Annotated in this window: 15 protein-coding genes; 13 read left to right on the forward strand and 2 right to left on the reverse strand. The window is 33.0% G+C overall.

Annotation, left to right across the window (positions count from 1 at the left end; genetic code table 11):
* The first annotated feature begins 18 nt into the window (after positions 1–18).
* From F1B92_RS03820 to F1B92_RS03835, 4 genes are all read left to right on the forward strand, one after another.
* The gene (locus F1B92_RS03820) at positions 19–1,389 is read left to right on the forward strand and encodes a phosphomannomutase/phosphoglucomutase (RefSeq protein WP_154570585.1); all 1,371 of its coding nucleotides are present in this window, start codon (positions 19–21) and stop codon (positions 1,387–1,389) included.
* Positions 1,390–1,655: 266 nt separating this feature from the next.
* The gene (locus F1B92_RS03825; protein WP_154570586.1) at positions 1,656–1,799 is read left to right on the forward strand and encodes a hypothetical protein; all 144 of its coding nucleotides are present in this window, start codon (positions 1,656–1,658) and stop codon (positions 1,797–1,799) included.
* Between the two features lie 587 nt (positions 1,800–2,386).
* A complete protein-coding gene (locus F1B92_RS03830) occupies positions 2,387–3,382 on the forward strand; it encodes a glycosyltransferase family 2 protein (protein WP_154570587.1) in 996 nt (331 codons plus the stop codon).
* Positions 3,383–3,489: 107 nt separating this feature from the next.
* Positions 3,490–3,897, forward strand: coding sequence for a Wzz/FepE/Etk N-terminal domain-containing protein (locus F1B92_RS03835; RefSeq protein WP_154570588.1), 408 nt, complete (start codon positions 3,490–3,492; stop codon positions 3,895–3,897).
* 817 nt (positions 3,898–4,714) lie between these two features.
* Here the strand turns inward: F1B92_RS03835 and F1B92_RS03840 are convergent.
* Both F1B92_RS03840 and F1B92_RS03845 read right to left on the reverse strand, forming a co-directional pair.
* Positions 4,715–5,458 (reverse strand): XRE family transcriptional regulator, encoded by a 744-nt coding sequence (locus tag F1B92_RS03840; protein ID WP_154570589.1) that lies wholly within the window; start codon positions 5,456–5,458, stop codon positions 4,715–4,717.
* A 361-nt stretch (positions 5,459–5,819) separates the two neighbouring features.
* Positions 5,820–5,966 (reverse strand): hypothetical protein, encoded by a 147-nt coding sequence (locus F1B92_RS03845; RefSeq protein WP_154570590.1) that lies wholly within the window; start codon positions 5,964–5,966, stop codon positions 5,820–5,822.
* 107 nt (positions 5,967–6,073) lie between these two features.
* Between F1B92_RS03845 and F1B92_RS03850 the strand changes: the two genes are divergently transcribed.
* The 9 genes from F1B92_RS03850 (at position 6,074) to F1B92_RS08790 (ending at position 11,157) form a co-directional block, all read left to right on the forward strand.
* Complete coding sequence (locus F1B92_RS03850) at positions 6,074–6,280, forward strand: helix-turn-helix domain-containing protein (RefSeq protein ID WP_229770908.1); 207 nt, start codon at positions 6,074–6,076, stop codon at positions 6,278–6,280.
* A gap of 524 nt (positions 6,281–6,804) precedes the next feature.
* Positions 6,805–7,698 (forward strand): helix-turn-helix domain-containing protein, encoded by an 894-nt coding sequence (locus tag F1B92_RS09085; RefSeq protein ID WP_229770909.1) that lies wholly within the window; start codon positions 6,805–6,807, stop codon positions 7,696–7,698.
* Positions 7,668–8,744 carry a DDE-type integrase/transposase/recombinase gene (locus F1B92_RS03860; RefSeq protein WP_154570593.1) on the forward strand — a complete coding sequence of 359 codons (1,077 nt, stop codon included), beginning with the start codon at positions 7,668–7,670 and terminating at the stop codon, positions 8,742–8,744. The genes F1B92_RS09085 and F1B92_RS03860 overlap by 31 nt, the downstream gene beginning before the upstream one ends.
* 20 nt (positions 8,745–8,764) lie before the next feature.
* A complete protein-coding gene (locus F1B92_RS03865; protein ID WP_195836284.1) occupies positions 8,765–9,562 on the forward strand; it encodes an AAA family ATPase in 798 nt (265 codons plus the stop codon).
* 65 nt (positions 9,563–9,627) lie between these two features.
* A complete protein-coding gene (locus F1B92_RS03870) occupies positions 9,628–9,813 on the forward strand; it encodes a sigma factor-like helix-turn-helix DNA-binding protein (protein ID WP_154570594.1) in 186 nt (61 codons plus the stop codon).
* Positions 9,800–9,955: a hypothetical protein gene (locus F1B92_RS03875; RefSeq protein ID WP_154570595.1), complete on the forward strand. Its 156-nt coding sequence runs from the start codon at positions 9,800–9,802 to the stop codon at positions 9,953–9,955. Before F1B92_RS03870 ends, F1B92_RS03875 begins: the two co-directional genes overlap by 14 nt.
* 81 nt (positions 9,956–10,036) lie before the next feature.
* Positions 10,037–10,396 carry a hypothetical protein gene (locus tag F1B92_RS03880; protein ID WP_154570596.1) on the forward strand — a complete coding sequence of 120 codons (360 nt, stop codon included), beginning with the start codon at positions 10,037–10,039 and terminating at the stop codon, positions 10,394–10,396.
* Positions 10,397–10,424: 28 nt separating this feature from the next.
* Entirely contained in the window at positions 10,425–10,913 is a 489-nt protein-coding gene (locus tag F1B92_RS03885) for a host-nuclease inhibitor Gam family protein (protein WP_154570597.1), read from the forward strand.
* A 70-nt stretch (positions 10,914–10,983) separates the two neighbouring features.
* Positions 10,984–11,157: a hypothetical protein gene (locus F1B92_RS08790; protein WP_195836285.1), complete on the forward strand. Its 174-nt coding sequence runs from the start codon at positions 10,984–10,986 to the stop codon at positions 11,155–11,157.
* Positions 11,158–11,164: the final 7 nt, after the last annotated feature.

Genomic DNA, 11,164 nt, shown 5'->3' on the forward strand with positions numbered 1-11,164 from the left:
TATTTGGAGATTATTTTTATGAAGAATTTTGATAATATTTTTAGAGAATATGATATAAGAGGAATTTTTGAAAAAGAACTAAATGAAAAAAGTGTTAAAGCTATAGGGCTTTCTTTGGGCGAAGTTTTTAAAGAAAAAGGTGTTAAAAAAGTAAGCATTGGATATGATGCAAGGCTTAGTGGAGAGGAGATTTTTAAATACTTAATTAGTGGATTAAATTTTCATAATTTAGAAATTTATGACATAGGAATGCTTCCAACTCCTGTTGGGTATTTTAGCGTTTTTACTAAACTTTTTGATGCTAATATTATGATTACTGGCTCTCACAATCCTAAAAATTACAACGGCTTTAAAATTACGATAGGCAAAGATAGCTTCTTTGGCGAGGATTTGCAAAATTTAAAGATAAAAGTAAAAGAAAATTTATCTAGCAATTTAATAATAAAAGATGATTTTAGAGCTAAAAATTTTGATGTTTTAAGTAAGTATTTAAACTACCTTGCTGAAAATTTTAGCCATTTAAAAAATTTAAATTTAAAGATAGCCTGTGATTGTGCTAATGCAACTGCGGGCATTGTGTTAGAACCTCTTAAAAAGGCATTAAATTTAGATATGAAAATTTTATTTTCTAACCCTGATGGGAATTTTCCTAATCACCATCCAGATCCTAGTGTAAATGAAAATTTACAAGATTTAAAAAAAGAGCTAAAAGATGGGTTTGATATTGGTTTTGGATTTGATGGTGATAGCGACAGAATAGCAGTTTTAACAAAAGAAAATAACATTAAAGGAGATGAGCTAGCTTATCTTTTTGCTTTAAATTTAAAAGAACCAAAAATAGTTGGAGAGGTTAAATTTTCACAAAATATATATGAGATTATAAATAAATTTGGTTCTACTTTTATAGCAAAAACAGGTCATAGTCATATCAAAAAATTTTTAAAAAACTCTGATTGCGATTTAGGGGCCGAAGTGAGTGGGCATATATTTTTTAACGATAGATATTTTGGCTTTGATGATGCTATTTATGCGATGCTTAGGGTTTTAGAGATTATACATTATGGCACAAATTTGGATCTAGAACTTTCAAAATTACCTAAAGTTTATACTACTGATGAGATAAAAATTGATGTTGATGAAAATGATAAATTTAAAATCATTGATATTTTTAAAGAGCATATTAATGAGCTTAATCTGCCGCCTATAAAAGAAATTATTGATATAGATGGTATTAGAGTGCATTTTGATAATGGAGCGTGGGCACTTCTAAGAGCAAGCAATACAACGCCTTGTTTGGTGGCTAGATTTGAAGCAAATGATGAATATTTAAAAGATGAGATAAGAGATAAATTTATGAAATTAGTAAATGATATAAAATTTAGTTTATAAAATATTTATTAACTAAAGCAAATGTAAATTTATTTTTATATATAAAGTTAATTAAATTTAAGGATTAAAATGCATAAAGTAAAAAGACTATCTATTTAAAAGCTATTCTGAAGAGATTAGATTTTACCGAAAAGATAAAAAAGATAGAAAATAGATAAAGATATGATAGTTATTAATTGTATGGCGAAAATTTATATATTAGAAAATTATTTAAAATCACAAAAAATATCTTTTGCTAATATAAATATACAAACCGATTTGGGATTATGATACTTTTTGCAGAATCTTTTGGTGTGGCAACAGCATATTTTCAGTCTCAAACTATTATAAAATGCAGGAGTATTTTAAGCATAGTATCTGCCATTTTAAAAACTATAATTTATATTTTGCTTTATAAAAATAGCGTATAAAATATCTATATTATTTTATTTTGGCTGATAGTGGTGGAATTCAAAAAGAATCCTAGCTAGTTTTAGTTTTAAGACTAACAACAGAACGCTATGAGGTAGCAAAACAGAAATTATAAAACTTGTAGGGAAAGATAAAAATTTAATTATTAGCACTACTCAAAAATCAATAAACAACAAAGATAAATATCAAAAAAATCGTAAAGCACGCAATCTTTATGGAGATGGTGATGTTTGCAAATAAAATAGTAAAATTTATGATACCTAAAAATTTTGTTTAGTAAAAACCCCTTGTCAGAGCTTACTTTGATAGGTATCAAAAAGACATTAAATTTAATATAAAACAAGAAAAGCAATATATGATTGATTATAAAAAATTTATGAGTTAAAACTATTTGCTTGGTCATCAAAATTTAAGTTAATAACAAATATGATTTTGATAGATTTTATTTTTTAATTTTCATAATTATATAGTGTTTGATATTTGATTTTTATTTAAATATTAAATTTTATGATAATAGTTTATCTAAAATTAAATAAATGTTTTGTATAATACCAAATCTTAATTATAATAATTTTATAGGATAAATATGCAAAATTCAGAACTCATCTCAATTATAATTCCTGTTTATAATGTAGAAAAATATCTAAAAAAGTGTCTTGATAGCGTTATAAATCAAACTTATGAAAATTTAGAAATTATTTTAGTTGATGATGGAAGTAGTGATCAAAGCCCTAAAATTTGTGATGAATATGCACAAAAAGATTCTCGCATAAAGGTTATTCATCAAAAAAATTACGGTCAAGCTCACGCAAGAAATAGAGCTTTGGATATTATGCAAGGAGATTGGGTTGTTTTTATAGATAGTGATGATTTTGTGAGTATTTATTATGTAGAAAATTTATATAATTTAGCTAAAAAATATGGTGTTGATATAGCTATAACCAGCCTACTTAAAGTTCGTTTTGAAAATTTAAAGCTACCATCTTTTAAAAAGATAGATACCGAAGAAGTTTTTATACACACGAGAGTTGAAGCGATAGAGAATATGTTTTATTCTTACAAATATGCTCATTTTTCAGTAGCTAAAATTTTTAATTCTAAGCTTTTTTTAAATATCAAATTTCCAACTGGATTGATATATGAAGATACATATTTAATGTCAATTATATTTAATCAAGTAGATAATGTGGCTTTTTGTGATAAGGAAGATTATTTTTATCTAATCAGAAAAGATTCTACATCTAATTCTATTAATCAAAATAGACTAGATGTTTTTGAAATTTGCAATATACTAGAAGGGGGGGGGTATTTTAATGAGCAAAAAATTCTTCAATCCATATATTATTTTAGGCTTATGATGTGTTGCTGTGCCGTAACTCTATTAAATGATTCTAATAATAAAAAGCTAGCATCTTTTATACAAAAAGAATTTAATAACTATATAAATAAAATCAATAATAAAAATGATAAAATCAATAAGATTAATAAAATTCGACTATTGATTTTTAAATATTTTGGTGTAAAAATTTATTTTTATGCAGATAAGATTGCAAGAAAAATAGTTTATAGTGGATATAATTAAGATATTTTATTAAAATTTAAATAAAAGGATAATAATGCATAACAATACTTACATAAATAATGGTGAAATTGACTTAATACGATTATTTAAAAATGCCTTTATAGAAAATGGGGGGGGGTAGGACCGTTTTTATAACGACATTTTGTTTTTTAGTTTTAGCTATTTTATACACAACTTTTGCTACAAAATGGTACAAAGCAGAAGCTTTGATTAAAATAGGATATTATAAAAATCATCAAAATGAAATAATGCTCACCAAAACTCCAGAAGTAGTTAAAGAGTTATCTTATATTTATGCAAAATCAACTTTAAATAAAGATTATTATATACAAAATATAAGCGAGATAAAAAATCAGCCAAAATATTTTAAAATAACATCTTATGGCAAAGACAATGCTTTAGCCAAAGAAGCCATAGAAATAGCAATAAAAGATTTGATTAAATCTCATAAAAATATTTTGGATCAATACCTAAATTTACAAAAAAAATTATTTCTGACATTGATACTAAAATAGATTTTTTAAAAAATTGTAAAATTTTATTAGAAATCAAAGTGGGGGGATTTTGGGTGGAGGTGGCTTGGATTGGGGGTTGGGGGTGATTTTTTGAAAATCAAAGTGGTGAATTTATATTTTACATTATTTTACAAAAATTTTACATTTTTTACATCATTTTAAAAAAGCTTTAAAATTCTTTATTTATGGGCTTTGGGCGGATGAGGCTGTGATAAATCTTATGTAGAATGTAAAAAGTGAGAATGGGTAAAAAAGTCTTTAAAAGTGCGTTTATAGCGTGATTTGAGAGAAAAATAGCAAAGGTAAAAAATAAGAACTTGAAATGCGAATTTAGGCAAAATTTACGCATTTTTTGTGTAAAATGGGTTTTGGTTCAAAATCGCTTCAAAAACTTCAAAAATAGTTCAAATAATCTCATTATATTGCTTTTAAAAGCCCATATAGTCGGTTTTGAAGTTTTTTACGATATATTTGATAAAACTTCAAAAAATTATTAAAATTAGCCATTAATAGCTTAATATTTTCTTAAAGATATCTTTGCAGCAGCTGTTATTTTAACGATTTTTCATTTCTTAAAATGTCACTATTTTAAATAAATTTTACTAAAATCACGCTATTTAGGGGATTATCTCTTATAAGATTATTTTAATAATAGTTATAAAGTTATGATAATTTAAGAAATGATGATTGATTGACATTTTTTCTCGTTTAAGGTTAGCGTTCAAAATTTACTTCAAAAATATTCAAAAAATCCTCAAAAAACTTCAAACTCCCTAAAAATCGGCTTTTTAAAAATTTCACAAATTTTACAAAATTTTCAAAGTTTTGCAGTGTGAGCTACAACTCGCCCTATTATCCTACAAAGCTTTAAATTATCTTTTTCTATGGATATGGGGCTGTATTTTGGATTGTCTGAAATGAGTGTTAATGCCTTTGTGATGGGGTTTTTATCCACTCTTTTAACTAAAACATCACCATCAAAATTTATCACATAAATGGAGCCGCTATTAATTCCTCCTTCGTTTGCTATGGGATTTATATATAAAAGTTCGCCATCTTTTATCGTGGGCTCCATACTATCGCCTTTTGCATTGATGATGTGCATGTTTTTAAAAGGGGTTGTGATGCGTAAAAATAGTCTTAGGAAGTTTGCGTCTAGTTCCATAATAACGGGCATTTCATCGTAATTTATAGCTTCATCTCCTGCACTAGCGTAAGTATCTTCAAAATAGGGAATTTTAACTATATCAAAATCGTTATTTTGTGACATTTTAAGGTTTGAGGGAGTATGCGATAGGTTTTTAGACTTTGCGACAGAGTAAGCGACACTATGCGACAAATCTTTTGCTTCACTATGCGACAATTTACTACTAAAAAAATCTTGTGTTGAAATATTAAAAGCATTTGCAATTTTTTTTAAATTTCCTGTCGTAATATTTTTAGTTTTTCCTATCTCGTATCCTTTTATGCTATCTATAGAAACTCCAGAAAATTTTGCTAAGTCGCTTTGCGTCCAACCCTTTTCATCTCTTAATTGTTTTAGTCTTTGTGCTAAATCCATTTTTTTACTCTTTCGAAACAAATTTAATCTTGACAAGTGTAATATATTACGCTATAATTTTACAAATCTTTGATAATTATATCCAAACTAAGATTAAAAATTACAAATGTTTGTAAGAGTTATTTAAAAATTCAGTGTTAAACCAAATTTAAAGGAGATAGTGTGAGCAAAAATAGCATTAAAAAGGCTTATTTTGATAGAGAGACAAGGGAGATAAGGATACCTTTGCAAAGCGAAGTGTTTCCGACTTGCCCTATTTTAGGTGGGGACTTAAATATAAAGATATTTGTCCCCATGGAGGATTTAAGAGAGTTTATCTCAAATAATCAAGTTCTAAATCCACAGATCCGCTACTGCGAATTTAATTGGTCAGCTCGTTCTTTTTAGTTAGCAGCTGTGCTTGTTGCTCGGCAGTAAGCACAGACTTAATAGCTTCAATCTCTGCACTAAAATCAACTATTTTAGCGTAGAGAATGGCATAAAGAGCGTCTTTGTCTTCATTTGTCATTTTAATGGCTCCTTTCTATGAGATTTGATTTGCAATTATAATTATAGCAAAGGGGCTTTTAAAGTGAGTAAAGTTGGTTTAACAATGAATTTTTGAAAGGAGAGAGAGTGATAAAAGAGTATTTTTTAGAAAACTGCATAAGCATCAGACAATGGGCTAAAAAACATAATCTTCATGAGAGAACCACATATTTTGTAATCAATGGCAAACTTACTGGAACTATAAAATCCAATCATACAAAGGCTGTATTTGAAGCACTTTTAAAAGAGGGGATAATAGATGAGATGCCAAAAGCTCTAAGAGATGCTAGTTAGGAAAAAGTAAAGTGTGGGTAAGCAGTAAAGAGGCGGCTGAAATTTTGGGGATAAAATACAGCAATTTGCGTCAGAAAATTTTAAGAGCTTCAAAAAAAAGCAAAATTTTTTGTTCTATTGATAGTAATATATTACACTTTAAATACATCCCTGGTGTCGGTCGTGGCGGAAAAATCCTTCAGATCTGGATCGATGATGAGTTGGCTAGCCCGTACTTCGCCAAAAAATCCCCCAAAACACCAAAACATGGCGGGGGGAATTTTAACAGTGCGGGCGTGGCAAGCGAGACGGCAAACGATAATGCGGTGGTGGGCGGATTTTCCAGCTTTGAGAGTGCGAATTTCGGCGGTAAAAGCGGCATGAATTTTATGGACGCTGGACGTGCGGGTGTGAATTTTATGGCTGGCGTGGCTGGTTTGGAAGAGACGGGCGACGTGAGTGATAAAAACGGCGTGAATTTTATGGACAATAAAGGGTGCGACGGCTTAAGTTTTGGGGCTGGACGTAGTGACGGTAAAAACGTGATGGCAAGCGAGACGGCAAACGATAATGCGGTGGTGGGCGGATTTTCCAGCTTTGAGAGTGTGAATTTCGGCGGTAAAAGCGGCATGAGTTTTGGGGCTGGACGTGGTGGCGTTAAAAACGTGTTGAGTGCAAGCGTGGCGAGTGAGACGGCAAGTGATAACGCCATCGCAGGCGATCCGAAAGTTTTACCGCTTATTGCAAGGTGCTCAGATAAAAAGCGTAAAGAGGCATTTGAAAAATATGATATCTTGCAGGAGTGGGGGCATGCTAAAGGTAAAATAACTATAAACGACTTTATAAGCCGCATTAACGCCAAAAAGGGGCTAAAACTCACCGCCAACAAGCTGTATGATTGGCAACGCAAATATAAAAATGGCGGGCTTGACGGGCTGGTTGATGAAAGAACGAATACCAAAAAACGCACCCTTGAAACGCTTGGGCTAAAAGAGTACGCCATCAAGCTCATAAATGCACAACAAGGCAAGATTAACACAGCCAATATCTACAACCTACTAAACTACGAAGCCATAAAAAGCGGAAAGTTCAGCCTTGAAGAGTTTAACGGCAAAAAAGATGAGTTTGTAAGCTATGACGTGGTAAATCGCTTTGTAAAAGGGTATTTAAAAGAGAATAAACTGCTTAAAAATATCATTTTATATGGCGAAGACGGGGCTATTAGCCGTCAAATGCCTGCAATGGGAAGAAGTAACTGGGCTGTAAATAGCATTAACCAAATAGTAGAGATTGACGCAAGCCCCTTGGATCTAATATGCAATGCCGGCGATATTTGTAAAAGTATCGGTTTTGAGGCGGTGAGTGATGTTTTTAGCGATGAGGATGAGTTTATGAGCTATATAAAACAGTGGCAAAACGCTACACAATCATCGCTTTAATCGACACTTACTCAGGCGTTGCGACCTTTCACATAGCAGATAGCGAAAATTCTATCGCCATTGCCAGGGCGGTTGCTAAGTACATTTTAAGATATGGCAAACCTAAGGTGATAAAGGGCGATAATGGTAAAGCCTTTAAAAGCGAGTACACAAAAAGCGTGCTTAATGTTTTAGAGATAGAGTATAGGGCTGTTAGGGCTTATAGCGGGTGGCTTAAGCCATATGTGGAGCGAAATTTTAGGAGTTTGCAGCACAATTTTACTGCCAATTTATCGGGCTTTATCGGGCATAACATAATGCAGCGTCAAGCTATTGAGTTTTTTTATTCGAAAAAGGAAAGACGCCTTAAAAAGGGGTATAAAACTAACTTAAAAGAGCTTAAAAACTTAGAAGAGGTGCAAAAACTGCTTGATCTGTATGCTGAGAAGTTTTTAAATACCAGATATCTTGAGAGACTTGGTATGAGTGTGATGGAGGCGTACAATAAAAAAGCACACGAAGCTGTGGCGATGGACGCTATCGATCTAAGTGCAAGGCTAAGTAAGAGAGAGTTAAAAAGTGTCAATAAAAAGGGCATTAGTATGGGCGGGATTTGGTATCAAAACGTCGCCATGCACGGCTATGACAGTGTGTGGGCTAACCTAAATATAAACAACCAACGCGAGTGCTTTTTGTGGGATAGTGACGGGAAGTTTATAGATGTGGCAATCGCTTTTGATGATGAGCTTGGCGTTAGCGTTGAGAGTGCAAAAGCTGCAACAAAACTCTTTAACAGGCGGCTAAAAGAGACTAAAGAGAAGAAGTTAAAAGCGACAAATGAGGCAAGGGAAAATTTTATAGATTTTGCCCTAAATATAGAGACTAAGCGGGCAATTACGCCTGTTTGCGAAGATAAAAAATCAGATATAAATAGGGCTTTAAAAAAGGCTTTTAGCATAGTTAAAAACGATTTTTTAAGTGATGAGATCCAAAAAGTGGCTGGCAGTGATATCAAAAAAGCCAAAAAGCACAAGGATTGGGAACACTTTAGGACTAAAGAGAGTTAAATTTTAATAAAGGATAAAAGATGAAAGAGATTACGGTTAAACTTAATGAGTTTTTAAACGATAACAACATTTCAGCCTCGGCACTGTCTAGGGCTATTGGTGTAAGTAGTGCCGTTATTAGCCAGTTTAGGCAGGGGCTTTATAAGGGCGATGTAAAAACGATAGCCCAAAAGGTGGAGCGTTATATCGATAACTACCATAACAAAACAGCACCAAAAAACCTTGATGAGTTTTTTGTCAGTAAAGATGTAAAGATGGCAAATTTTATCATAAATGAGGCTATAAATGAGCGTGAGATCGCCCTACTTTACGGGGTGGCAGGTAGCGGGAAGACTACCATTTTAAAGGAATTTGCCAAAAATGCCCCCAACGCCATACTTTTAGAGGTTACTTGTCACACTACTGCAAGGGTGCTGCTTGATGAGTTGTGCGAAGCCTTGAAAATAGAGACAGGCAGGGGCGTGAATACAAAATTGAGGCTTGTGGCTAAGTTTTTAAAAGATAACGACAAAATAATCTTAATTGATGAGGCGGAGCACCTGGCTTTAAGGGCACTTGAAGATTTAAGGCGGATTTATGACTTTTCACACACTACGATGATACTGTGCGGGACTGAGATACTGCTTAATAACTTGATGGGAAGAAATAAGGAGTTAAAACAGCTTTATAGTAGGATTTGCGGGAAGTGGTGCATGCAGGGGCTAAGCCGTGAAGAGTGTGAGATGGTCTATGGCGGGGGGGGATTTATGAGTATAGTCGCGGCAACTTTAGAAGTTCGGCAAAACTTTTTAAAAAAGCCCAACGCCTTGCACAATTAAATGAGTGCGAGTGCGATAACGAGATCATCGAAAAAGCTACTCAAATGGTAATTTTAGGATAAAAGATGACGTACGCTGAAATAGGTAAGGTTTTGGGTCTTAGTGTTTCGAGGGTTAGGGAGATAGAAAAGTGTGCCATCACCAAAATGTCCCACCCGAAAAATAAAAAAATTTGGATGGAGATAAGGGAAATTTTAATTGAGATTGAAAAAGATAGAGCTAAAAGGGATAGTGAAAATGGATTGTTCTAAGGATAATGAAGTGCAAAAGTGGATAGAGAGTGTAAAAAGTCGTTTAGAGCTTTATAGGGCTATTGAGAAGATGAGAGCAAGGGGGTGGGATATCGCTATAAGTGACCGCGGTATTAGCGGAGTTAGAAAGGGTAGGCGATGAAGAGTCGATGTGGTTGATTTGGTTTTTCGGGTAGCTTGCGGGCTACCTTATAAAGCTAAATTTTAAAGAAAGGAGAGAGATATGCAGGTAAAAAGAGTCTATGTTGCCACGCCATATGCGGCACTTCGTTGTAGAGATGGCGATAGGGCGGATTTGGCTAAAAAGATTGCAGTTTGTGAGTGTAAGCTTCTTAGGCTTTTAGGTTATGAGCCGCTTAGTCCCATCTTATGGCTTGATGGTAAGTATGATGAGGATACTCAGCGAGATGAAGTATTGGCCGCTGGGCTTAGGTTGCTTGAGAATTGCGATTATTTTTATGAGTCCAAACATAAAGACGCAAAAGACTCACAAGGGATCAAGCTAGAGCGTGAGTTTGCTAAGGCTAATGGAATACCGCAGTTAAAGATTGATAAGAAATTTAACGTAAGTATATGTTTGTAAGAATTTTAAATTTTAGAAAGGAAAAAAGATGAAGATAGAGAATTTCGGTGATGTCGATACGGCGTTAAAAAGGCTGTGTGATGTATGTGTTGGGATTGAGAAGATAAATGGCGAGGTGACACTTGAGTGTAACCGTATAAAAGAGGCTAGAAAGGGCGAGGTTGACAGGCTTGAGAGTGAGAAGAAATTTATTGAGCAGCAAATTACCATTTTTTGTGAAAGTAATAAACATGAGTTTGCACAAAAGAGAAGTCGTGAGTTTACATTTGGCGAGATAGGCTATAGAATAAGTAAAAGCGTAAGCGTGCCAAAGGCAAAGGCTAAAATTGAAAGCTTGATTAATGCTATTAAGGCTTATGGGCTTGGTAAAGAGTGCATTAAATACAGCGAAACGCCAAATAAAGAGGCGTTGGAGGAGTTGGCAGATGAAGACTTGGCAAAACTTGGCTTAAAAAGGGTGATAAAAGATAACTTTAGAATAGTGCCAAAGATTGAAAGCTTGGAAATTTCAAAATGAAGTCCCCCCGCGGGGCTTTTTTTAAAGGGCTTTAAAAAGCTTTTTAAAAAGAGATTTTAAAGGAGAGATGATGGCTTTAAGCTACAAGCAACGCCTAAACCTTAGTATGTTGGCATTTGAGAGGCGAAAAAGGACGAGAGAGAGGATTGAAAATTTATTATCTTATGATATTGATTTTTATCGTTTTAAAAACGGCAGATTAAACGTCTCAAAAATAGCACGATGTGCAGGGGTAAGCAACTGAAACATAA

The sequence above is a fragment of the Campylobacter portucalensis genome (assembly GCF_009690845.1).
Classification (GTDB): Bacteria; Campylobacterota; Campylobacteria; order Campylobacterales; family Campylobacteraceae; genus Campylobacter_B; species Campylobacter_B portucalensis.